The sequence below is a fragment of the Pseudochelatococcus sp. G4_1912 genome (genome assembly GCF_047501465.1).
Taxonomy (GTDB): domain Bacteria; phylum Pseudomonadota; class Alphaproteobacteria; order Rhizobiales; family Beijerinckiaceae; genus Pseudochelatococcus.
Genome location: NZ_JAZDRL010000002.1, coordinates 848,651 through 873,773, shown reverse-complemented (window position 1 = coordinate 873,773; position 25,123 = coordinate 848,651). Strand labels below are relative to the sequence as shown.

The following is a 25,123-nucleotide window of genomic DNA, read 5'->3' as shown; positions in this document are numbered from 1 at the left end:
CTCATGTCCCATGAAAGATGCGGCTGTATAATGTAAAATGCAACCTAACGTCAAGGCGCAACCCGCGCTTTGTCATCGACATGGCGCAATCTCTCATGGTTTTGAGAGGCTACAAGCACTTAAGAGCACGGCAGCGTCTACCAATAACCTATATTAAGACATGTATGGCACCACGAATTACGTTATCCTGGTATTTGGGCGCATTTTTATGGCGAGCGTTTACAAATCATTATCCATAGTAGGGTGATTCTGGGAGCGTGACTGAGTGAGATGATTCTCTAAACCAGGGATGGCAGGCGATTGAGCATGCACATTCCATAAGAATCGTCGGGTACGGAGTAATCAGCGTTATGAAACGGCGACCCTTTGCGATCATTGCAGCTGCGAGTTTTGCAACAATGGCTGCCTTTGGCGCCATCGCGCACAGTGCTGAAGCGCAAAACGATTTTGGTGGCCTCGAAGGTCGCTATGATATCACGCTCATGGGCATGCAGATTGGCGTTGCGCAACTGAAAGCCATCGTGAATGGTGATGACTATAAAATCGATGTCTGGACACGTTTGACCGGCCTTGCAGGCGTCATGACGGGCGGCAAAGGTGCAGCAAGCGCATCTGGCATACTCTCCGATGCAGCCGTATATCCGACCAAATTCGCGGTGACGACAGCATCTGGTGATAAATCTGTTAGCGTGCGCATGGCGCTTGCGAATGGTGGTGTGCAAGCACTCAAGATCACACCGCCTATTCCCGAACGTAAACAGCGTATCGCTTTGCGCGACGAAGACACACGCAATATTATCGACCCGGTTAGCGCCCTGCTTATGCCGGTGGCCGGCAAGGCCGTAGCGGGCGATCCAGCAGCATGCAACCGTACACTGCCACTTTTCGATGGTTCTGCCCGGTTTGATGTGCCGCTGTCTTTCACGCGCGCCCAGAAAATCAACGGCCGCGCTTTTTCTGGTACGGTCGCAATTTGTGCAGGTCGCTACCGCCCCATAGCAGGACACGTAGCCAACCGGCCAGAAACGGCGTTCATGGAGAATAACAAGGACATAGAGGTATGGCTCGCGCCCTCCCCCGACGGACGCCTGTTTATTCCTTACCGTATTTCAGTGCGCTCACCCGTTGGCCTTGTGATAATTGAAGCATCCCGCTTTCCGGGAGGCCGTAGCGCTCCTTCATCGATACCGACCATCCGAGCCAGCAACTAATCATATTCAAATTGCACCTGGCTAATCGCCGTCATAGATGCCTCGTTAAGAATGAATGCCAGCCTCGGCATAAATTATGGTGGCCCGGAACAGCTGTGATTTCACCCGTAATCGAATCTGCTCAGGACATCAATGACAAGGGTAACTCATAAATTATTGCTATGCTTGGTTGATCGAATCGCCTGCGCACCCAATATTTCCTTCAGACTAGGCTGAAGCCTGTTTAGAATGGTAATTTACCCTCAACCTCTTTCTCCTGATGCCGGGATGACGTATCAGTAAAAACATCAAAGCGCAGTCCGGATGACGCTTTATGTAAACACGCACTATCTTCCCGCGCATGTCCGATGCCAGGTTCGCGAGAATATAAAGATTTTATGGCCATAAATCCCCTGCCCCGTTCGTTACCCTTGCGTATCCGCGCACGTGGCGTGACTGCCGTTCTTGGTCCAACGAACACCGGCAAGACACATCTCGCTATCGAGAGATTGCTGGGCTACGAAAGCGGCATGATTGGTCTGCCGCTGCGTTTGCTGGCGCGTGAGATTTATAATCGCGTTGTCGAGCGAGCAGGCGTTGATGCTGTCGCCCTCATCACGGGTGAGGAAAAGATTAAACCTCCGAATGCCCGCTACTGGATCGCCACCATTGAAGCGATGCCGCGCGATGTTAATGTCGCATTCTGCGCTATCGACGAAATCCAGCTCGCAAGTCATTTTGATCGCGGCCATGTGTTCACTGACAGACTGCTGAATATGCGCGGAAGCGCAGAAACGCTCATTATCGGTGCATCCACCATGCGGCCGCTCGTTGAACAGCTGCTTCCCGGCGCGAATATTATTTCACGACCGCGATTGTCCACACTCTCATTTGCCGGCGAGAAAAAAATTACCCGGCTACCACGCCGCTCCGCCATTGTGGCGTTCTCCGCAGAAGAAGTTTACGCCATTGCCGAACTGATTCGCCGCCAACATGGCGGAGCAGCGGTGGTGCTTGGCGCGTTATCCCCACGCACGCGTAATGCACAGGTAGAGCTCTATCAGTCAGGTGATGTGGATTATATCGTCGCGACTGATGCTATTGGTATGGGCCTCAATCTCGATGTTGATCACGTCGCTTTTGCCGCGAATCGCAAGTTTGATGGCTATGGTTTTCGCCCTCTCAACTCCGCAGAAATCGGCCAGATTGCAGGGCGTGCAGGCCGACATCTGCAGGATGGCACGTTCGGGACAACCGGTCGGGCCAAGGCTTTTGATCCAGAAATCGTGGAAGCGGTGGAAGATCACAGGTTTGAGCCAGTGCGGATTCTGCAATGGCGCAATCCAGAGCTTGATTTTCGAACGATTTCCCATCTACAGACAAGTCTTGCTGCAACCCCTTCAGAACCGGGGCTGACGCGCGCTCCGATTGCCGAGGATTTGGCAGCACTTGATGTTCTGGCGCGAGATTCTATGATCCGCGATCTTGCCCAGAGCAAAAGCGCAGTTGAAAGACTGTGGGAGGTCTGTCAGGTTCCCGATTATCGGAAGGTTGCTGCAGCAGCCCATGCTGATCTTGTCGGCACCATCTATCAATCGTTGATGCGCTCTGGCACCATCGCGGATGATTGGTTTGCTAGGCAAATTCGCCATGTGGATCGGACTGACGGTGATATCGATACGCTATCAGGGCGCATTGCGCAGGTGCGCACATGGACCTTTGTAGCTAACAGACCTGACTGGTTACGCGATCCAGGCCATTGGCAGAGCGTCACCCGTAAGGTAGAGGACAGACTATCTGACGCGTTACATGAGCGGCTAGCTAGCCGTTTTGTGGATCGCCGCACCAGCGTCCTGATGCGACGCCTGAGAGAGAATACGATGCTCGAAGCTGAAGTTACCACCGCAGGCGATGTCCTGGTTGAAGGCCAACACATTGGCCACTTGCAGGGATTCCAGTTTGCGCCGGATGCGGAAGCGGAAGGGCAAGTGGGAGGCCAGGAAGTACGCGCACTGCGTGCCGCCGCCCAAAAAGCACTCGCAAGTGAGATCGAAGCGCGCGCTGATCGATTCTCGAACAGTGCCGACGATACGTTCGTGCTCGCCAATGACGGCATCATCCGCTGGAATGGCGATAGTGTTGGCAAGCTGATTGAAGGCGAAAAGCTGCTTAGCCCCGGCTTCCGCCTGCTGGCAGATGATTCTCTGGCCGCTGGGGCCCGCGAAAAGGTAGAAACACGCCTTTCCACATGGCTCAAAGCGCATGTGACCAAGCTGCTAGGCTCCCTTGATTTGCTTGAGAGCGCCGAAGAAATTACCGGCCTTGCTCGCGGCATCGCATTCCAGATCGTGGAATCATTAGGGGTGCTCGAACGCTCACGCGTGGCACAGGATGTGAAAACACTTGACCAGGACAGCCGCTCGGCGTTGCGCCGCCATGGCGTACGTTTTGGTGCCTTCCACCTGTATATTCCCCAGCTTCTGAAACCCGCACCGCGTGCACTTGCTGCGCAATTGTGGGCACTTAAGAATGGCGGCCCAGACCAGCCAGGCCTTGATGATATAGCGCATCTTGCATCTTCTGGCCGCACCTCGTTCAAGTTGCTGCCGGATGTCGCCAAAGGCCTTTACCGTGCCGCCGGTTTTCGCGTATGCGGTGAACGGGTGCTACGGGTTGATATTCTGGAACGCCTTGCTGATCTGATCCGCCCTGCAATTGCCTATAAGCCTGGCGTCACCCCTGGTGAACCACCAGCAGGTACGGCGGATGGCGACGGGTTCGTGGTCACGGTTGCGATGACGTCTCTCGCGGGCTGTGCGGGTGAGGATTTTGCCTCGATCCTGAAATCACTAGGCTACAACGCTGAAAAACGCACGGGTCCTGCAATCACGGTTGAGCTGGTAGCAGCCCCTCGCCTGATCGCAGCACCAGCAAGTGCTGACAATGTGGACGCCATTGCAGTTGCTGGTGACCTCGCACCGCAAACTGAAGCTGTCGTCATGGCTGATGCTGTTTCCCCAGAAACGCTCTCTGTTGAAACAACAGAGTTGGCCGCAGATGACAGCGAAGTAACGACTGAGGCAGCACCTGCAGAAGCCGCTCCAGCTCAAGATGCCACAGAAGTTGCAGATGAGCAGAAAGCGCCTTCACAGACCGCGGTGGAAGAGATTGAAATCTGGCGTCCACATCGACACCAGCACACACCACGTCAGCACGATCGCCGTGGCCGCGGGGACAATTCACGCGGACAGCAGCGCAATCATCAGGGTGCTGGTGAGGGTACGGATCAAAAGACAGGTGATGCATCTGCGCGTGATGGCCATGGCCGTCAGGAGCGCCACCAGCGTCTTGAGCGCTTTGGCGGCGCACCTCGTTCACGTGGGCAAGAGGGTGGCTCACGGGAAGGCGGAAATGACGATCGCTCCTTCAACCGCAACCGCGGCCGTAACACTCACCCTGGCGCGGGCAAAGGCCATGGTGCGCATGGTAAGCCTTGGCAGGAACGTAAGGGGACATCACGTATAGATCGCGCGCCCGATCCTGATTCGCCTTTCGCCAAGCTCGCAGCGCTTAAGCAAGCCCTTGAAGGTGGGAACGATAAAAAATAACAACTAAAGCACTTCTCGGTCAGAGCTCGCTCAACCGCAAATACCTGAGAGCAGTTTCTGATCATAATTGATTGGGAGCTGCTCTTTTGTACTCGGGAAGCAGGCTGTGCCAGAATCGGAGTTTCTAACGCGCCAACGCCTTGATAAGTGGCTCTGGCACGCGCGCATGGCGCGGACACGAACACTTGCAGCCAAATTAGTGCGTGAAGGGCATGTTCGCTTTCATGGCCAACGGATCATGGATCCTGCTAAACCGGTTCATGCGGGAGACATACTGACATTAGCGCTGGCACATGCAACAATGGTTATCAAAGTGCAAGGATTTGCTCAGCATCGCGGCAGCGCCCCTGAAGCGCAACAATTATACCAAATTGTAAGCACATCGTTAGTCCGCGAATGACAAGGTCATGCAAAAACGTGACAGCACAGATAATAACACAGCGCTTGCACCTGGCGACAATTGCCGCTAGAGCAAGGCCTCATATTGGAAAAACTCCAAATATGGCGCGCTACAAGCAAGATTGACGTTGAGCAAGGTTTGCATGGCGCGGTTTGATGTTAGGGTTCGTAAGCTAGCGCACCCATTAATAAGAACAATATACGACTGCAAATAATCGTATATTGCTCTAGGTCTACTCGAGGCGTCGGGGTCTTAATTGACGTAGATGCCCGACAGCAGGAGGGGTGAATGCCCTACGTCGTCACCGACAATTGCATTCGGTGCAAGTATACTGATTGCGTTGAAGTTTGCCCTGTAGACTGCTTCTACGAGGGTGAAAATATGCTTGTCATTCACCCAGACGAGTGCATTGATTGCGGTGTCTGCGAACCTGAATGCCCTGCAGAGGCCATCAGCGCAGATACAGAGCCGGGCCTTGAAAAATGGCTTAAGTTGAACGCAGATTATGCAAAAGTCTGGCCTAATATAACACAAAAACGCGACGCCCTGCCCGAAGCAGCTGAATTCGATGGCGTGCAAAACAAACTTGAAGACCACTTCTCTCCGGAGCCTGGTGAAGGCGACTAAACTGCCACTGGATTAGCATCAGCACGCCATTACGTTCATGCTAACCATCTAAACGTATGTTTTGTTATGCCGAATCAAAAACTAATCACGGCGCTCTTACAGACAGCATTGCCCCGGACATTCGTGAGCTGGCCAAATGGAATATACTCTATAACCAACGATTAATAAGTTTCGACGAATACAGCAATTGTATTCATGCACTATAGACGGAAATCATGACCTTGGATGGTTAAATTCAACGTTGCATGCTATACGTTATATCGTCACCTACACATTCTTCTATAAAATAAGATTACTGCAATCATATTTCATGCATTTATAAACACCAACGAAATACAATATTTTTAAAATAAATTCCGCGACAAGTATTGTTGAGTAAGCTGCAATAAATTTCACAAGCGTTTTAGTGCGGATAGTATTTTCTTTTAAATTACTATGCAGACTTATCATATCTGGTGTCGCACACCGCAGTAATAAGCAGATGCCTCACTTTTGCCACGCTCAGGTGCGATAAAAGTCGCTAGTTGTTTAGCTTCTTCGCTATTTATTTTAATAGCAGGCTGCAGCAACTTTTTGATATCAAATTAATCCATGGCAAAAGTTAACAATTTTGATTTTTGCTGGTTTTTGTGTTAGTCTGCGTTCTAATGGTCTATCGTGCGCCGAAACTTGTCACTGTCTCAAGTGTGCAATTTCAGCTTCAATGTACGTTTATAAAGGACGCGACGGTTTTTAGTTGTCATCACCAGAGTGAATTTCACTTAAATGTTGGCACTGCATTTGGCTGATCATGTCTGTAAGTGCATGTAACCGTATTATGCGGCTACTGCGAGGTTCCTTTCGTTCGGGTTTAGCTCGGGCTATATGCATATCGCATCCCCTCGTGGAGCGATCAGGAGGCAATCACAACTATGAACAACGCCAAGAAGACTTCTCATCGTCTGGGCTTTAAAACCGGTGAATCGATTGTTTATCCTGCACATGGCGTTGGCGAGATTGTCGCCATCGAAGAGCAGGTTGTTGCTGGCTGCACGCTTGAACTATTTGTAATTTCCTTTGAAAAAGACAAAATGACGCTTCGCGTCCCCACCGCCAAGGCAGCAAGCGTTGGCATGCGCAAAATTGCTGAAGACACGCTAGTTGACAAGGCCCTTGAAACACTTACTGGCCGTGCTCGCGTTAAGCGCACTATGTGGTCACGCCGCGCTCAGGAATACGAAGCCAAGATCAATTCTGGCGATCTCATCTCGATTGCTGAAGTTGTTCGCGATTTGCACCGTTCGGAGACCCAGCCAGAACAATCATATAGCGAGCGGCAACTCTACGAAGCTGCGATTGATCGGATCGTGCGTGAAATCGCAGCCGTTAATGGTGGCACCGATACTGAAGCTATGCGTATCGTAGAAACAGCTCTTGCACAGTCCCCTCGCCGTCCGGCCAAAAAGGCTGCGAATGAGGAAGAGGCTTCGGAAGAGCTTGAAGACGAAGCAGCATAAGCGTTTTTCAACAGTCTTCACAATACCTTATCGCGTTTTCTAATTAAGATTTTTAATCAGAAAGCGTGATGTTGGTTATAATTATTCAGCCCGTGGCGCATTCTTATTCGCTGCGGGTTTTTTCGTGATCAACTATGCTGCAGCTTTTGCTCTGATGATTAGAATCAGAAGAAACGGCTAGATTTTTACGTAAATGATATATTTTGCCAATATCTCACTGGATCAGATGACATGCATGCATTTCAAATTCGGTTAGATAGAGATATAAACTTGGCACGATAATCAGAGCATTGAGAAACCTGAGCATTTCCTTATTAAGTTTAGCGTCGGCTGCACTTGAGATACATCTCATGTTCTCATAAATAGCAAAAGGCCTCAGCGTACAATTATACACGCCAAGGCCTTACTTTATATACACCAGAAACTCACAAGAGACAAAGGTCATTCAACCGATGTAGGTGTATCCCAGATACCGTTTAGCTTCGATTGGATCATGTCCAAGCCGCATCCGTAATTTCTTACGCAGCTTGCTCATATGCCCCTCAACCACATTCTCTTCAACATTTTCGTTGAAGATGCCATAAATCGCATTGAAGATTTGTGATTTGCTGACACGACGGCCACGGTTGCGCACCAAATATTCCAGAATATGGCGCTCACGGCGAGGAAGAATAAACTTTTCGCCATTTATCTCAGGATCACGGCCGTCAAAGTAAACATGAATACCTTGACGGTTCGTTTCTGCCGCAACATGCGCATTAATACGACGCCAGATCGCATCTACTCTAGCAAGTATTTCACGCACATGGACCGGCTTGCGAACCACATCGTCAATACCACTCATAAAGAGCTGCAGCGTTTGCTCCAAGGATCGTGTTTCGTTTAAAGCAATAATCGGCGCCTTACAATGCGTTCGGATCATATCCGCACATGAGACCCGATCTTCAAAATCGCCTAACAGGAAGCCCTGAACACATCCAAGATCTGGCTCCGAAGTGGTTGTGAGCCACTCTCGGAAATCGCCAGCGTTAAAGCCTAGAGATGGCAATCCCTCGCGGTCAAAACCTGCGACATAGCCATCTGTTACGATCTCTCGCTGGTCAACAACAACATACATTACCGCCACCCAACTCACTAGAACGAGAATAGCATAGGTTAAGCCTTCAAATTAACGAATATTTATAAGTGTTTTGATTCACTCCCATCATCGCTTTAATTTTGAGGTTTCTGATGGGTGGATATCCTTTTTATATCAATGACATTGCCTGGTCCAAATTGCAGGATTTGTTGCCGAAGGTGAAGCGGGGACGGCGGCGTGTAAATGATCGGCGGGTCGTATCGGGGATTGTTTATGTTCTTCAGTCGGGTGTGATGTGGCGGCAGGCTCCGGCGATTTACGGACCACACAAAACACTTTACACGCGCTATCAACGCTGGAACGCTCAGGGCGTCTGGACGCGTATTTTTCAGGCTTTATCCGAAAAAGACGCGCAAGATGAGACACTTATGATAGATTCGACCACGATACGGGTACAGCGTTCGGCTCTTGGCGCCCAAAAAAAGGATGTCCTGCCACAGGTCGATCTTGCGGCGGTTGGACGAGTAAAATCCACCTGGCCTGTAACGGGCGCGGCAAACCCGTCGCATGGTTGATCACGGGTGGCAACATTCACGATGTTTGCCTCGCCCCGCTGCTGATCAACGCCTGCAATCATCCAAATTTACGCCAGATACTGGCGGATACAGGCTATGTTTCCAAAGACATCCGCGCCTGCGTTGAAGCCGCAAACATCACATATTGTGTGCCAGACCGAAAAAATGCAAAAGTCAAAAATACAATTGATACAGAGCTTTATAAAAAAAGATGGAGGGTGGAGGCATGCTTTGCCAAACTCAAAAACTGGCGCCGCATCGCTACACGATATGACAAATCAGCTCAATCGTTCCTCAACGCCGTAACAATCGCTATCTTATTCTCGTATTACTTAATTTGAATCCTCAGCCTAGACTAAAACAGCGCTACTATGCAATAGCGCAACATTAACCAAAGCATATGACACTTATTAGCAGAACATCAAAGAATATTATTGCAAATAATACTACAGGGTATTTAATTATTTTTTTAAATATAGTGCATCTTATATAATATCAAAAATATATAGCTGCGAACGCAACCGTGCCCATATGAGTATATGGCAAAAATAAGACAAGTATCCGCATCCTGATAATCATCTTTGTGATTATCAGTCATGGTTAATGCGCACTTAATTTATTTGATTCCAGAGGGGCTTATAATAATTCCCCTACTTACGCGCTATTTCTCTCGTTATAAATAAACAATACTCATAAAATTATCTCAATTTCGACACACTTAGTGCTGTTCCAATCCGTTTTTCTGACACCAGCAATGACTGCACTGTTCCTGCATTCTTCGCTTCTCCATTAACAGAGATGCGCGATATGGATCCATCTAGATATAACGCATCGGGACACTTCAAAGTGTCACGAAATAAACGGGCAAATCCCCCAAAACTGATTCCCTGACGCGAAATTGCCAGCACAATAGTCCCATCTCGCCGCACGCCAACACCGTTACGTATTTTGCGCGACATCCCCTCCCGTTCAAAACGTGGGTGAATACGCCCCTTAATCACCAACATCGGACCTGACTGGGTGGCAATGTCAGGTTTATATCGAGATTTTAAAAACGTCCGGGTCTCCATAACCCCAGCCTTGTGGCCTTTCATATAAAACACACCATTAGGCTTCAGATAAAAATTGCCCTTTCCATCACGCATATTGGCCGGATGTAGAGTTTTTCCGCCAGCTATAAACAAACCAACAGGCGATAAATCGGCTTCATACATGCCAGCGTTCATCGTGACTAACGGTTGACGCCCGGCCGCTTCTAACTCCCGCTCTACAGCACCTAATGTCCCCAAAGGACTTCCAGCAACATCCTTCCAATGCAAATCGATACGATAGAGCCTGGGGTTAATCTCACAAACCACATGCTCCACTTGCTCAAGCATTATCTGCCGACAAAGGTTCCATTGCGCAGCAATCGTTTTATTTGTTGCTCGCCCCAAAGTCTCCGTAGACCATGCCGGTGTTGCATGGGCAATAACATAGAGCGCAGCGCTCATAAAAGAGATGCAACACAAAATGCACCACTTCCCCATGCCTCCCCCGTTATTCACAGGCCACCTCTTAATACCATGACGCTGAAAGACTCGACCGCCGAGCATGTGGTATCAAAATGGCACGCAATGTCCTAGCCTGCATGTAAGTTTTTCGACAGATTTAATCGGAAAAAGATGACAAACGGACATTTAGCAACACCGCTCTATCCGTAATTATTTGATAATATTGCACACCCCCTCAGGGAAAAACCAGCAGCGCCCATGAGCGCATTCGATCTGGCTACAATTTTCCACAGCCTCGTTAAAGATCTGTTAAGACACAAATTGTTGGATAGCCATGCGGGGCGTGCTACTATATGTAGACATAAGATACGCAACTGAGGCAGGAATCATCCCATGTTCGGAACCCAGACAGCAACTCTGATTTCTGAGCTAAATGGCACCCTTTCATTGGAATGACCTTGCTGAACGCGATTCTTTATCAGGCCTGTTGGAAGCACAGGCCTGATAAAGAATCGCAACCGGGAAGATGGGGCAATTGAGGCATTTATTATCTTCCCGCAACCTTCTGCGCTGACACCCATTTTAGTGCGCAGCGTAATAACCCAGACGGTATGCGTTTTAGTTGACCTAATTTTAGGCGGGATTTGGATGTCTCTTAACTTGAGCGATGGCGCAACAGCCGCAGTGATCGCAGGGTTTAGGAACATCAACCTGCCCATCTTCTAAACCCTTTTTGTAGCCTTTAGCAGGAACTGGCCAATGTCTCTGTCACCTGATCAACCCACTGGTAAAACGCTTTCTGGCGCTTCCCTGTCTGGCTCATCGCAGGCCACACCTGCTGCAAGCAGCGGCGCGTTGGCGTTTTCCGTCATTCGCCGCAACGGTTCGCTGTCGCCCTTCGATTCGGCCAAGATCGCCGTTGCTGTTACAAAGGCATTTCTGGCCGTGGAAGGCACTCAAGCTGCCGCTTCGCGCCGTGTGCACGAGATCGTTGCCGAGCTGACAGAGCAGGTCGTGTCCGCCCTCACGCGCCGCGTCGAAGGCGAGCGCGCACTCCATATTGAAGATGTGCAGGACCAGGTTGAGCTCGCGCTGATGCGTGGCGGCCACCATAAGGTTGCGCGCGCTTACGTGCTTTACCGTGAAGATCGTGCACGCGAGCGCGCTGAAAAGGCCAAGCTTACCGGCGCACCTGCCATCAAGCTCAATGTGCGCTCCAGCGATGGCAGCTTGTCACCACTTGATGATGCACGCCTGGCTCGGGTCATCACAGATGCTTGCGCTGGCCTCGCAGGCACCTCGGCTGAGACCGTGCTCGCAGAGACGCGTCGCAACCTTTATGACGGCATTTCGTCTGACGAGCTGGCGCTGGCGCAGATCATGGCCGCACGCACCCTCGTTGAGACCGAGCCGAACTACGCCTTCGTCAGCGCACGCCTGCTGCTCGACAAGCTGCGCCATGAGGCGCTTACCTACATTCTCGGCAATTCACGTGCTGCATCCGAGGCAGCAAACGGCGATTACTATGCTTCTTACTTCCACAGTTTTGTGGAGAAGGGCATCAAGGCCGAGCTGATCGATCCTGAACTTGCTCGCTTCGATCTTGCACGCCTCGGCGCTGCGTTGAAGCCAGAGCGCGATCTGCAGTTCCAGTTCCTTGGCCTGCAGACGCTGTATGACCGCTACTTCCTGCACGATCACGGCACGCGCTTCGAGCTGCCACAGGCGTTCTTCATGCGCGTCGCCATGGGTCTTGCGATCCGTGAGATTGACCGCGATGCCAAGGCAATTGAGTTCTACAACCTCTTGTCATCGTTTGACTTCATGGCGTCAACGCCAACGCTGTTCAACTCTGGCACGTTGCGTCCGCAGCTTTCATCGTGCTTCCTCACCACGGTGTCGGATGACCTTGATGGTATCTTCAAGGCGATCAAGGACAATGCACTTCTCGCCAAGTACTCGGGCGGTCTGGGCAATGACTGGACGCAGGTGCGTGGTCTCGGCGCTCATATCAAGGGCACGAATGGCCAGTCGCAGGGCGTGGTACCGTTCCTGAAGGTTGCTAACGACACCGCAATTGCTGTCAACCAGGGCGGCAAGCGCAAGGGCGCGGTCTGCGCCTATCTCGAAACGTGGCATATCGATATCGAGGAATTCCTCGACCTGCGTAAGAACACCGGCGATGATCGTCGTCGCACCCACGACATGAACACCGCCAACTGGATTCCGGACATGTTCATGGAACGCGTTGCGGCAGATGGCCAGTGGACGCTGTTCTCTCCTGATGAAACACCGGATCTGCACGACCTCTTTGGCCCAGCATTCAAGTCGGCTTACGAGGCCTATGAAGCCAAGGCTGCCCGCGGTGAGCTCGGCGTGTTCCGCACCATTCGTGCGATCGACCTGTGGCGCAAGATGCTGACCATGCTGTTCGAGACCGGCCACCCATGGGTGACGTTCAAGGATCCTTGCAACCTGCGTTCGCCGCAACAACATGCGGGTGTGGTGCACTCGTCGAACCTGTGCACGGAAATCACGCTCAACACTTCGGCAACCGAAGTGGCCGTGTGCAACCTTGGCTCGATCAACCTGCTGAACCACATCACGCCAAAGGGCCTGGATCAGGAACGTCTGGCACGCACCATCAAGACTGCAATGCGCATGCTTGATAACGTGATCGACATCAACTTCTACACCATTCCGGAAGCACGCAATTCCAACCTGCGCCACCGTCCGGTTGGTCTTGGCCTGATGGGCTTCCAGGATGCGTTGCAGGCACTGCGCATTCCTTACAGCAGCGAAGCTGCCGTGCAGTTCGCCGATGAGAGCATGGAAGCGATCAGCTTCTACACGATCAAGGCATCGTCCGATCTCGCTATCGAGCGTGGCCGTTATGCATCGTTCGAGGGTTCACTGTGGTCGAAGGGCATCCTGCCAATCGATTCGATCCAGATCCTGGACGATTCACGTGGCGGCACTCTTGAGATGGACCGCTCCTCGAAGCTCGACTGGAACGCCCTGCGCGAGCAAGTGAAGAGCGTTGGTATGCGCAACTCCAACACGATGGCGATTGCACCAACCGCTACCATCTCCAACATCTGCGGCGTGGCACAGTCAATTGAGCCCGCGTATCAGAACCTCTACGTGAAATCGAACATGTCGGGCGACTTCACGGTGGTGAATGCGCAGCTCGTGCGTGATCTGAAGGAACGTAATCTCTGGGATGAGGTGATGGTGTCGGATCTCAAGTACTTCGACGGTTCGCTCGGCCAGATCGACCGCGTGCCTGCTGATCTGAAGGCGCTCTACGCAACCGCTTTCGAGATCGACTCGGCATGGCTGATTGATGCTGCTTCGCGTCGTCAGAAGTGGATCGATCAGGCGCAGTCACTTAACCTCTATCTTGCCAATCCATCGGGCAAGAAGCTTGATGAGCTTTACCGTCTGGCATGGCGCAAGGGCCTTAAGACCACTTATTACCTGCGATCCACTTCCGCGACCCACGTCGAGAAATCGACCCTGAAGGGCACTGACGGTAAGCTGAACGCAGTTTCTGTCGCGACCACCACGGCTGCTCAGACGCAGGTTGCACAGACGGTAGCCCCCGCACGGGCAGACGATATCCGCCTCGACAGCGTGACCGCGGGCAAGGCTTGCTCGATCAACGATCCCGATTGCGAAGCCTGCCAGTAATCATCGAAAGAGAAGGAATATTAAGATGCTCGATTGGTCCGAACCCACAGCTGCGGCACAGAAAAAAGCCGCAGCCGGTATCGAGGTCGCAGATCTTGAAGGTGTTGCGGCTGACGCGACAGGCCTTGGCACGATTGAACGAAACGCAGGACGCGTTTCGGTTGACGACAAGGCCATGATCAACTGCCGTGCCGACGTGAACCAGCTGCTACCACTCAAATACCATTGGGCGTGGGAGAAATATCTCGCCGGCTGCAACAACCACTGGATGCCGACCGAAGTTGCGATGCAAGCTGATATCGCACTATGGAAGTCGCCTAATGGTCTGACGGATGATGAACGTCATGCAATCAAGCGCAATCTGGGGTTCTTTGCAGCCTCAGAGAGCCTTGTTGCCAACAACATCGTGCTGGCGATCTATCGCCATCTGACCAACCCAGAATGCCGCCAGTATCTGCTGCGTCAGGCATTTGAGGAGGCGGTGCACACACACACCTTCCAGTACATCGTAGAGAGCCTCGGCCTTGATGAGGGCGAGTTATTCAACATGTACCGTGAAGTGCCTTCCATCACCGATAAGGCGGCATGGGCACTACGCTACACGCAGCATCTAGACGATCCTGAGTTCAAGACGGGCACGCCTGAGAACGATCGGGCTTTCCTGCGCGATCTCGTGGCATTCTATGTTGTGTTCGAAGGTATGTGGTTCTACACCGGCTTTGCGCAAATTCTGTCGCTGGGCCGCCGCAACAAGATGGTGGGTATTGCTGAACAGTATCAGTACATCCTGCGCGATGAATCGATCCATCTGAACTTCGGTATCGACGTCATCAACCAGATCAAGGCCGAGAATCCGCATCTGTGGACTGAAGAGTTCCAGAATGAAATTCGTGGCATGATCGCAGAAGCGGCTGAGCTTGAGGCTGCCTATGGTCGTGAGACGATGCCGCGTGGCTTCCTGGGGCTGAACGCTGCACTGTGCGAGCAGTACATGCACTTCATCGCCAACCGCCGCTGCGCTCAGCTTGGGCTTGCACCCGTGTTCGGAGCGACGGAAAATCCATTCCCATGGATGTCGGAAGCAATGGATCTGAAGAAGGAAAAGAACTTCTTCGAAACCCGCGTGATCGAATACCAGAACGGCGGCGCGCTTAGCTGGGATTAATTTTAGGCCTGGATTGATCCCTTGCGGATAACGACTCTCCCTTATGGCGATGTGCTGGAAAAATTTCAGCCCTTCGCCAATGATGCTGTGGCCGCACTGCTCGACAGTGCGGCCGCAAGTACTTTTGCGCACCATAATGCCGACAGCGATACACGCAGCCGCTACTCCTACATCGCAGTAGAGCCATTTGCCGTTATCCGATCGGATGACACAGGCGTTTCCGTTGATGGAATAGCTGAAGCGGGCGATCCCTTCAGCGTGTTGCAACGTCACCTCACCGGATGCCATTTGGCCGCAACGAACGCTCCTGTACCATTTATCGGCGGAGCTGTTGGCTATCTGGCTTACGAGATGGGCCGCCACGCAGACCGCTTCCCTCCACTCGCCAAAGATCCGCATGCCGTGCCGGAAATGGTGGTGGGGCTGTATGATTGCGTTATCGCGTTCGATCATGCCCAGCACACATGCTTCCTAATCAGCACCGGATTGCCTGAAGCTGAAGGCTCAGCGCGAGAGCAGCGTGCCAAGGCGCGCGAAACGCACATTCTGAAACGTTTGCAGCAAGCAGAACCGCTTCCCGCCATTGATTGGCAGCCTCGCAGCGAGTGGCATGCCGAGCGTCCACGCGCGATGGTGGAGCAGGCCATTCAACGCGTTATCGATTACATCCACGCAGGCGATATTTTTCAGGCGAATCTCACCCAACGGATGACGGCAGAGCGGCCCACTGGCCTTGACGATTTCATGCTCTACCGCCGCTTACGTTCAATCAGCCCAGCGCCCTTCGCGGCCTTTTTGCGCTACGGGGCTGAGATGAGCGTGATTTCCGCCTCGCCCGAACGCTTTCTGGCGCTGGATAGCACCGGCCATGTCGAAACCCGTCCGATCAAAGGCACCATCCGCCGGGATGCCGATCCTGTGCGTGATGCCGCCCTCGCCGCAGAACTTGCCGGCAGCACCAAAGACCGGGCCGAAAATCTCATGATCGTGGACCTGATGCGCAACGATCTGGGGCGGATCTGTGAGGCTGGCAGCGTGCAGGTGCCCGCTCTCATGCAGGTGGAAACTTTTGCCTCGGTGCATCACCTTGTTTCCGCCATCAGTGGACAACTCAAGCCGGATTGCGATGTGGTTGACCTGTTGCGGGCCTGCTTTCCCGGCGGCTCGATCACGGGTGCGCCCAAAATCCGGGCGATGGAGATTATCAACGAACTGGAGCAGCGCCAACGGGGCGTGTGCTTCGGCTCCATCGTGTGGCTCGGCGCAGATGGTGCAATGGATAGCAGCATCGCAATCCGCACGCTTGTGCGTCAACATAATACCCTGATTGCGGAAGCTGGCGGCGGCATCGTTGCCGATTCCGTCCCTGCACTTGAATACGATGAGGCACAGCTGAAAATGCGCCCCCTCTTGCGTGCTGTGACAGGTGACGCATCATGATCTGCTGGCTGAACGGACAATTGCTCGAAGCCGAAAACGCACACATTGCCATCACCGATCGTGGGTTTCTGCTTGGCGACGGGCTTTATGAAACCATCCGCGTCTCAAGCGGCCAGGCACAATGCCTAACGCAACATCTAGCGCGCTTGCGGACTGGGGCAGACATCATCAGCCTACCCCCTCTGAACACTGATATCGAAGCTGCAATAACAGCAGTTTTGCAAGCCAATCGGTTGCAAGAAGGCTCTTTGCGCCTAACAGTCGCGCGCGGTAGTGGTCCACGTGGGTTAGCCCCGCCAACTGAATCGCGGCCAACTGTGCTCATAACCGCTTTCCCAGCAAGCGCCGCATTACCACCCGCCCATCTGATTATCGCCAACAGCACGTGTCGCAACGAACAATCGCCCCTCGCTGGCGTGAAGAGCATTAATTGTCTCGATAACATCATCGCAAGGCGCGAAGCTCAAACGCTGGGCGCAGATGATGCGATACTCATCAATACCGCTGGCAGAATTGCAGAAGCAACAGCCGCCAATATCTTCGCCGTGATCGATAATGCCCTACTGACGCCGCCGCTTTCTGACGGCGCACTGCCCGGCATCACACGCGCGCGCGTTCTCGTGGAGGGCGGGCGCGAAGCCTCCCTCACCGCCGATGACCTTAAACGCGCGCAAGAAATTTTCCTCACGTCGAGCCTTGGCATTCGTCAAGTTTGCAAACTTGCTGGAAGGGTGCTCCCCGATGATAAGCCGATTAGCACAAGGCTGACCGGCCTACTATTTGGCGGATAATCAGCCTTCTACACGCGCCCGCAATGCACGGGCGGCGGCCACCATATTAACTAATGCTGGCCGCACCTCTTCCCATTGGCGCGTTTTCAAACCGCAATCGGGATTGACCCAAATCTGATCAGCCGCCAATCTTTGCTCCGCCTTTTCCAGCAGCGCCTCCATCTCTGCGACTGAAGGAACACGCGGCGCATGAATATCATATACGCCGGGGCCAATCTCATTGGGATAACGATATGTGATGAAGGCATCGAGCAGTTCCATTTTGGAGCGCGAGGTCTCGATGGAAATCACGTCAGCATCCATCGCACCAATAGCATCGATGATGTCGTTGAACTCCGAATAGCACATGTGCGTATGGATCTGCGTTGCATCCCGCACGCCAGACGACGACAGCCGAAAACTCTCCACGGCCCAATCGAGGTAATGCGCCCAATCGGCTTTGCGCAGCGGTAGTCCTTCCCGGATAGCGGGTTCATCTATCTGAATCACACTGATACCAGCGCGCTCCAGATCGCTCACCTCATCACGAAGTGCCAATGCAATCTGACGACAGACATCGGCGCGCGATAGATCATCCCGCACGAACGACCATTGCAGCATGGTGATCGGTCCCGTCAACATGCCTTTCACCGGCTTGTCGGTGAGCGATTGCGCATAAGTTGTCCACGCCACAGACATCGCCTCAGGGCGCGACACATCGCCATAAATCACAGGCGGGCGCACGCAACGCGAGCCATAGCTCTGCACCCATCCAGTGCGCGTGAAAGCGTAACCATCCAAACGCTCGCCAAAATACTGCACCATATCGTTGCGTTCAAACTCTCCGTGCACGAGAACGTCGATACCGATTTCCTCCTGCCAGCGAATAGCATTTGCCGTTTCCCGCCGTAGAAAAGCATCATATCCCGCATTATCCAACTCACCACGCGTGTGCGCTGCGCGCGCTTTGCGCACTTCACCCGTTTGAGGGAAAGAGCCTATCGTCGTTGTGGGAAAAACGGGTAGACGTAGAGCTTCATTCTGCGCTTTCCGCCGCTCACTGAAAGCGTGCGCACGGCGTGCATCCTCGGGCTTCACCGCCGCAAGCCGCGCGGCTACCGCCGCATTATGGATGCGAGGCGAAGCCTTACGCGCATCCACAGCTGCTTGTGATGCCGCAAGCTCTTCCTTCACCGCACCACGCCCAGATGACAGGGCCCGGCCCAGAATGGAGAGTTCATCGAGCTTTTGCGCCGCAAATGCCAACCAGCCCTTCAGCTCCTCATCAAGCCCCGTTTCCAGTGCCAGATCAAACGGCACGTGCAGCAACGAGCACGACGATGAAACGATGAGATGATCCGTGCCGCGTTTGGCCATGACTGGCTCAATCCGATCAAGGATCGCCGGTAGATTAGCACGCCAGACATTACGGCCATCAATCACACCAAGCGAAAGCACCAGCCCCGCAGGCGCCTCCTTCAACACACCGTCAAGCTGTTCGGATGCGCGCGTCAAATCAAGATGCAACCCGGCAACTGGCAATGCCAAAGCAGTCGCGCGGTTATCGCCGAGTGGACCAAAATAGCTTGTGAGCTGAATTTTCAACCCCGGCACAGCACGCGCAAACATCTCATAGGCTGCTCTCAAGGCAGCGCGGGTTGCATCATCAATATCGAGCGCCAGCACCGGCTCATCGATCTGCACCCAATCCGCACCATGTGCCGCCAACCGACGCAATATCTCGGTGTAAACCGGCAAAAGCCCGGGCAGCAGCAGCAGCGGATCAAAATGCTCGTCACGGCTTTTACCGAGCTTCAGGAATGTCACAGGCCCCACCAGCACAGGACGTGTATGATAGCCTAGCGCTTTTGCCTCGCGGAATTCATCAATAACCTTGGTAGACGCCAACTCAAATGCCTGCCCACGCACAAATTCTGGCACCAGATAATGGTAATTGGTATCGAACCACTTGGTCATTTCCAGCGCAGATAACCCGGCTGCACCGTTAGTATGAGCATGGTCGTTTGCGCTTTTATGCGTACAACATGTCTGCTCGCCCTGCGTACCACGCGCAAGGGCGAAGTAGGTTTCATGCGATACAGCACCGTCTTTCCACCCATAGCCAGCAGGAATGGCACCTACGGTCACTGTTGTGTCAAGCACCTGATCATACAGTGAAAAATCATTTGACGGGATGTGCGTAATACCGGCCGCGTGTTGGCGCGCCCAGTTTGCTCCTCGAAGGCCAGCAGCAACCTCCAACAAGGCATCAGAGCCGGTTTTTCCGGACCAGTAACTCTCCAGCGCCGCCTTTAATTCACGACGTGGACCAATGCGTGGCGCACCAAGTGTGGCGACCAAAACAGATGCAGACATCGGCTAAACCCCTTAACAATGGGGGCAAAAGGCCGAGCGGACGCACGTGAACACTCCATAGGAATTCCCCAAGAGGCCACGACCTGCGACCACCGGGGACCCCGCCCGAGGACGATTATGCGATCGTGGCAGGTCTCCTGGCTCACGGGTCAACACGCTTATCCGGCCTTCCCGATGTACAGGTGCAGACCAATCGCAAGTGATTGGTTCCACCCCCAAACCATCAGTGACATAAAATGGATAAACGCTCACCGCTAACAGTTGCGGGGTGCAGCTCCGGCATCACACCGGATTCCCTCTTGGCTTCATCGCCCCGAAAGGTATGAAGAACCACGATCCGCGCACTATGGCAGATAAAAGGTAGCGGTCAAGTACGAATATAAAGATATGTTTATGTCGTTGTTTTATACGCCAGAAAATCGCTCAGTAATGCGCTTCACCAAGCTCTCTCGCACAGCACGGTAAGCCTCCAGTCGCTGCTCGCGCGAACCGTGAACGGCTGTGGGGTCAACTGTGGGCCAATATTCCACTTCAACGGCCATCGTGCGCGTCAGCTCCATCGCACGATGATGCGCCTCGGGTGAAAGGGAAATGATCAAATCAAAGCCAGTGTCTTCCAGCTCCTCAAGCGAGTGAGGTTTATGGCGGCTAAGGTCGATACCAATCTCATCCATGACAGCGATGGTAAACGGATCCATGTCATCCGGCCTGACGCCGGCGGATGCAACATAGAGCGAGCGGCCAAAATAATGCCGCGTAATGCCCTCGGCCATAGGCGAGCGTACAGCGTTAAGCGCACACATGAACAACACTGACTGGATGCGACGCCTCCCCGCGCCGGTCACCATATCAACCCTTCCAGTGCAGCGCATACAGCAGGGTGAAGAGCCTGCGTGCGGTATCAAAATCCACAGTGAGCTTACCTGCCAGCCGCTCGCGCAGCAGCTCGGATGCTTCATCGTGCAAGCCGCGCCGCCCCATATCAATCGCTTCAATTTGCGAGGGAGTAGCGGTGCGAATAGCGGCATAATAGCTTTCGCAGACCAGCTCGTAATCCTTGATCACGCGCCGAAACGGCGTCAGCGACAGAAAGTGTGAAACGACTGCCTCGCCCTCAGCCTCGCGGATTTCCAGCGCCAATTTGCGATCAACCAGCGAGATGCGCAACGCATAAGGGCCACCCTCATGCCCGCAGACAGCAAAAGTATTTTCCTCAATGATATCCCAAATTGCGATGGCGCGTTCGTGTTCCTGATCTGAATTGCCGCGCCCAAGCGACGCTTCATCCAGCGTGACCGATACGAGCCGTCGGCGCTTGTCATCGTCAGCGCTGGTCACATCCCGGCCTTTCGCTTATCTCGCCACACCATCTTGCCCGACTCTATAGCTTTTTCAGAAAAAGTGAGTACCGCTTTCTCGGTTCGAAAATGCGCCCACTCAATAACCTGGAGCATCTTGAGCGATTCAATGAATCGGGAAAATGCTCTATCTATCCAAGGTTCAGTCGGATGCTGACTGAACGCGCGTGCGCCTGCAAGCCCTCAGTTTCGCCAAGCTGAATGGCGGCGGGGCCGATGGCGTGCAAAGCTTCAGCCGTACACTGCAGAATGGAGGTACGTTTTAGAAAATCAAGCACGCCAAGCCCTGACGCAAATCGTGCAGATCGCGCGGTCGGCAACACATGGTTAGGGCCGCCGACATAATCACCAATGGCCTCTGGTGTGTATTGCCCGAGGAAAATCGCACCCGCATTGCGAACTGCAGCAGCCAGCTCTTCAGCATTCTCAGCTTCGATTTCCAGATGCTCCGGCGCGATCCGATCAACAAGGCCAATGGCCTCAGCCAATGATGGCACAATGATAACCGCACCAAATTCATCCCAGCTTTGGCGCGCAATTTTTTCGCGCGGCAAGGTAGCAAGTTGTCCCTCAACAGCCACCATAACCGCATCAGCCAAATCGGCACTGTCAGTTATCAGGATGGATTGCGCAGCCGTATCATGCTCAGCCTGCGCCAGAAGATCAGCAGCAATCCATTCGGGATTAGCATTACCATCCGCCAGCACCAGCACTTCCGATGGTCCCGCAATCATATCAATGCCCACAAGCCCGAACACGCGTCGCTTGGCAGCCGCAACATATGCATTGCCCGGCCCCACAATCTTGGCAACAGGCGCGATTGTCTCCGTACCGTGCGCGAGTGCTGCAACGGCTTGCGCGCCACCAACCCGGTATACCTCATCCACACCAGCAAGGCGCGCTGCAGCCAGCACAAGCGGATTAACAACACCGCCAGGCGTTGGCACTACCATCACAATACGCGGCACACCGGCCACGCGCGCTGGTATCGCGTTCATCAGTACAGACGAAGGATAGCTCGCCGTACCACCGGGCACATAAAGCCCAACTGATTCAATAGCCGTCCAGCGCCATCCAGCGGTGACACCCGCCTCGTCCGTAAACCGCTCATCAGCGGGAACCTGCCGGCGGTGATATGCTTCGATGCGCACACGCGCTACTTCCAGCGCAGCCAAGGCTTCGGGAGGGCAAGCTGCCAAAGCGGCGTCAATCTCGGCCTCGGTCACACGAAGGGTTGCGGCCGTCAGCGTCATCCCATCGAAACGAGATGTATAATCTATAACAGCTTCATCGCCACGACGCACAACATCGGCAATAATATCGCGCACGATCGCATCGACATCTTCCGACACTTCCCGCTTTGCCGATAGCAGCACCCGGAAGGCCGCCTCGAAACCAGCATCGCATGCGTCAAGCCTTGTTGGCATCATCATCCTCCACCTTTGCGTGCACAGGACGTGTCTCCACTTCCCACACCGGGCCCAGGTCCTTCATTTGCGCCTCAACGCACTCGACATCAAGCTGTATGGCGGCACCATCGGAGAACTCCAGCACCACAACGCCTGACGGTTTCTCATTATCAACGAAATACACGGCCAGCAGTGTATGTAGTGCGTCAGAATGTTCATTTAGCTTACGGTGGCGCACAGCAAGCACCTGCTCGAAATGCAGCGCGGTTAGCCGACGCTGGTGCCCGCTCCCCTCCTCACGCTCCCAATCGAAACGCTGGAGCGCCAGCGCAAAGCGCCGCTCAGTCGGCAGGTAACGCAAATCCCCGCGCCGCACGACTGCGTCCTGAAGATGCGCGGAAATCACATCGAGATCCTGCCCATCAAGCGCCAGCAACCGCAACAAGTGGCTGCCGCCTTCCGCGTTTATACTATCATCCCCGCCCATGGCATCCTTCCACGCATACTCTAAAGTACGATTTACCGATCCACGCCGCGACAGGCAAGCACGCAAAGAGTGATAGCAAAAAACACAACAGAGCATGGCGATTTAATCGCGGACGATAGCTAACCTCGAAGGGATTGACGATGCATTTTAATCTTATAATTTGCAACAATTCCGAATGTGGGTTATTATTTTAAAGATTGAGTTTTTTAACATCAAAATTAATTTAAAGCGCTTTTTTAAGTAAGTATGATTTTGCATCTCAGGAAATAATTATGCCTTTCTTAAGTAATGATCATAGCAATTTGAGCTGCTCCTCTCGCTTGCAATATCAAAACTCAAATTCGAATGATAATAGCCTTTGCCCGCAAATTACAAACCTGCTTGCAGGTTTCGAAGGCTCGCAAGAATCGTTTTATAAACTTGCAATGCATGCCTCTTACCTATCACATGCAGAAGCGATTATTGCCGCTACCCAGCCTGTCACCAGCGAAGAGGTTGGTGAATGGTTCGCCGCGCGCGCTATCAACTGGCTGATCAGCGCTCTCCAGAATTTTAAGAAGGGCAACCTGCTTACAGCTTATATCCAGCATCTGCTAGCTCGCTTCTTCGATTATCTCTCATCAATACCATCAGAGCGGCTTGCCAGTACACTGAAGGTGGACACGAAGGACATCTCGCTCCTGCTCAACCGCAATGACAGGGAGCACGTAGACGTGGGAGATGATGGCCGGAGCACTCCTGGTGAGCTTCGATTCAGGGATGTGTCCCTGTCAACTCCCGTTCCCTCTGAAATAGATCAAAGATTGCTGGATCTGCATATCGCTTACCATTCAGCGAATGAGCGCCTTATATCGCTAGACATGGGTCAGAATATAAACCCTGAAGCCCAAAAGCATCTCGATGATGCAGAAAGAGCGCAAGAAATAGCTCTTGATGCGATTTTCGCGTTAGAAAAAATGCGGAGTGAAAGTTTTGTTATTGATGAGGCTCCTGCACTTCTAGAAAGCGCAAAGCGCTCTCTCAAAGACCTCCAGAATATCCTTGATAACGCACATCAATTATACATGCATGAGAATTCATCTTGTACAAATCTCACCTAAATTATTGTTAATATGCATCTTTTCTCCTGCCGGGGTATTATTTGAATAAGAATCCAAATGCCTGCCATTGATTAGCCTTACATTAAGAATGATATTAAGAGGTGTGGTTTGGCATGCAGACTGCGTGGACTATTATCATCCGTTACTGATAAAATACGCATGATGGTTTCGATTGAGGGAATACGGCCCAAGCGTAAGCTTTAAGGGGGATACCTTGAAACATTATACGGCTCTGTTGACGTTTGCAGCTGGTGCCGCCGCGTTATTTATCGTGGATACGGCTCAGGCTCAGTATTATGACGACGGTCGCCGCGGCGGACCAGGCTACGGATGGGATAACCGCCGCCGAGATCGTGATTGGGACAGGCGCCCACCACCCCCTCCACCTGGCTGGGGACAACCAGCACCGCCTCCAGGTTGGGGAAATCGCCCACCTCCGCGGCGTGGCGGTGGCGTTTGTGTAACGTCACGCGGCGCATGTCCTGCTGGTCCGCTTAATAGCGGCTCGCCATGCCGCTGCGACCTACCCGGCTTCGGCACAAAACGTGGTGTGGTTCAGTAAAAAAACTGCCGCAAAAGATCGGCAGCAGAAAAAGCCGCCTCGGATTACATAACCGGGGCGGCATTGTTGATTAAAAGGCTAAATAGGCACTATTTCTAAATTTTAACGCATGAAGCCAAATACAGCATCGCGCTGCAGCTGATTAATCAAGCGACGAAACTTCCGCCCCGCATACTTCTTAGGCTTACCCTCGCATGCCCCCAGAATTTCGTGACAGCTTGCGGCTTGGCCTAGCCCCTACATCTTGAAACAAGTAGTTCACGGCTATCAGCGATGCAGGCGCTTTCTGCCCGCAT

18 protein-coding genes, 1 pseudogene and 1 riboswitch are annotated in these 25,123 nt (G+C 53.0%); of the genes and pseudogenes, 12 read left to right on the top strand and 7 right to left on the bottom strand.

Features of this window, described 5'->3' with window-relative positions:
• Positions 1-350 precede the first annotated feature (350 nt).
• The 5 genes from VRZ32_RS11125 to VRZ32_RS11105 all read left to right on the top strand — a co-directional run bounded on the left by VRZ32_RS11125 (position 351) and on the right by VRZ32_RS11105 (position 7,321).
• Positions 351-1,211 (top strand): DUF3108 domain-containing protein, encoded by an 861-nt coding sequence (locus VRZ32_RS11125; protein ID WP_414525795.1) that lies wholly within the window; start codon positions 351-353, stop codon positions 1,209-1,211.
• Between the two features lie 377 nt (positions 1,212-1,588).
• Positions 1,589-4,798, top strand: a complete 3,210-nt coding sequence (locus tag VRZ32_RS11120) for a helicase-related protein (RefSeq protein ID WP_414525794.1) — start codon at positions 1,589-1,591, stop codon at positions 4,796-4,798.
• Between the two features lie 106 nt (positions 4,799-4,904).
• On the top strand, positions 4,905-5,198 hold the full coding sequence (locus VRZ32_RS11115; protein ID WP_414525793.1) for an RNA-binding S4 domain-containing protein: 294 nt from the start codon (positions 4,905-4,907) through the stop codon (positions 5,196-5,198).
• A gap of 288 nt (positions 5,199-5,486) precedes the next feature.
• Positions 5,487-5,825 carry a ferredoxin FdxA gene (gene fdxA, locus VRZ32_RS11110; protein WP_414525792.1) on the top strand — a complete coding sequence of 113 codons (339 nt, stop codon included), beginning with the start codon at positions 5,487-5,489 and terminating at the stop codon, positions 5,823-5,825.
• A 911-nt stretch (positions 5,826-6,736) separates the two neighbouring features.
• Positions 6,737-7,321, top strand: a complete 585-nt coding sequence (locus tag VRZ32_RS11105; RefSeq protein WP_414525791.1) for a CarD family transcriptional regulator — start codon at positions 6,737-6,739, stop codon at positions 7,319-7,321.
• Between the two features lie 445 nt (positions 7,322-7,766).
• Here the strand turns inward: VRZ32_RS11105 and VRZ32_RS11100 are convergent, their stop codons facing one another.
• Positions 7,767-8,438, bottom strand: a complete 672-nt coding sequence (locus VRZ32_RS11100; protein ID WP_414525790.1) for a response regulator transcription factor — start codon at positions 8,436-8,438, stop codon at positions 7,767-7,769.
• Between the two features lie 149 nt (positions 8,439-8,587).
• Here VRZ32_RS11100 and VRZ32_RS11095 point away from each other — a divergent pair.
• Positions 8,588-9,315, top strand: a pseudogene (locus VRZ32_RS11095) (IS5 family transposase); the annotation flags it as partial.
• 357 nt (positions 9,316-9,672) lie between these two features.
• Here VRZ32_RS11095 and VRZ32_RS11090 read toward each other — a convergent pair.
• Positions 9,673-10,467, bottom strand: coding sequence for a phosphodiester glycosidase family protein (locus VRZ32_RS11090; protein WP_414525789.1), 795 nt, complete (start codon positions 10,465-10,467; stop codon positions 9,673-9,675).
• A 759-nt stretch (positions 10,468-11,226) separates the two neighbouring features.
• Here VRZ32_RS11090 and VRZ32_RS11085 point away from each other — a divergent pair.
• From VRZ32_RS11085 to VRZ32_RS11070, 4 genes are read left to right on the top strand one after another with little or no spacing between them, the layout of a single operon-like run.
• A complete protein-coding gene (locus tag VRZ32_RS11085) occupies positions 11,227-14,160 on the top strand; it encodes a ribonucleoside-diphosphate reductase subunit alpha (protein ID WP_414525788.1) in 2,934 nt (977 codons plus the stop codon).
• Between the two features lie 25 nt (positions 14,161-14,185).
• On the top strand, positions 14,186-15,325 hold the full coding sequence (locus VRZ32_RS11080) for a ribonucleotide-diphosphate reductase subunit beta (protein WP_414525787.1): 1,140 nt from the start codon (positions 14,186-14,188) through the stop codon (positions 15,323-15,325).
• 21 nt (positions 15,326-15,346) lie between these two features.
• Complete coding sequence (gene pabB, locus VRZ32_RS11075) at positions 15,347-16,765, top strand: aminodeoxychorismate synthase component I (protein ID WP_414525786.1); 1,419 nt, start codon at positions 15,347-15,349, stop codon at positions 16,763-16,765.
• Positions 16,762-17,556, top strand: coding sequence for an aminotransferase class IV (locus VRZ32_RS11070; protein ID WP_414525785.1), 795 nt, complete (start codon positions 16,762-16,764; stop codon positions 17,554-17,556). Before pabB ends, VRZ32_RS11070 begins: the two co-directional genes overlap by 4 nt.
• On the opposite strand, the gene metE is transcribed toward VRZ32_RS11070, so the two are convergent.
• From metE to VRZ32_RS11045, 5 genes are all read right to left on the bottom strand, one after another.
• Positions 17,557-19,911, bottom strand: a complete 2,355-nt coding sequence (gene metE / locus VRZ32_RS11065) for a 5-methyltetrahydropteroyltriglutamate--homocysteine S-methyltransferase (RefSeq protein WP_414525784.1) — start codon at positions 19,909-19,911, stop codon at positions 17,557-17,559.
• A gap of 109 nt (positions 19,912-20,020) precedes the next feature.
• Positions 20,021-20,261, bottom strand: a riboswitch (cobalamin riboswitch).
• 54 nt (positions 20,262-20,315) lie between these two features.
• A complete protein-coding gene (locus VRZ32_RS11060) occupies positions 20,316-20,759 on the bottom strand; it encodes a low molecular weight phosphatase family protein (protein ID WP_414525783.1) in 444 nt (147 codons plus the stop codon).
• 1 nt (position 20,760) lies between these two features.
• The gene (locus tag VRZ32_RS11055) at positions 20,761-21,249 is read right to left on the bottom strand and encodes a UPF0262 family protein (protein WP_414525782.1); all 489 of its coding nucleotides are present in this window, start codon (positions 21,247-21,249) and stop codon (positions 20,761-20,763) included.
• Between the two features lie 151 nt (positions 21,250-21,400).
• Positions 21,401-22,696 carry a histidinol dehydrogenase gene (gene hisD / locus VRZ32_RS11050; RefSeq protein WP_414525781.1) on the bottom strand — a complete coding sequence of 432 codons (1,296 nt, stop codon included), beginning with the start codon at positions 22,694-22,696 and terminating at the stop codon, positions 21,401-21,403.
• Complete coding sequence (locus VRZ32_RS11045) at positions 22,680-23,165, bottom strand: DUF2948 family protein (RefSeq protein WP_414525780.1); 486 nt, start codon at positions 23,163-23,165, stop codon at positions 22,680-22,682. Before VRZ32_RS11045 ends, hisD begins: the two co-directional genes overlap by 17 nt.
• A 272-nt stretch (positions 23,166-23,437) precedes the next feature.
• Between VRZ32_RS11045 and VRZ32_RS11040 the strand changes: the two genes are divergently transcribed.
• The gene (locus VRZ32_RS11040) at positions 23,438-24,265 is read left to right on the top strand and encodes a hypothetical protein (protein ID WP_414525779.1); all 828 of its coding nucleotides are present in this window, start codon (positions 23,438-23,440) and stop codon (positions 24,263-24,265) included.
• A gap of 214 nt (positions 24,266-24,479) precedes the next feature.
• Entirely contained in the window at positions 24,480-24,827 is a 348-nt protein-coding gene (locus VRZ32_RS11035; RefSeq protein WP_414525778.1) for a hypothetical protein, read from the top strand.
• Positions 24,828-25,123 lie beyond the last annotated feature (296 nt).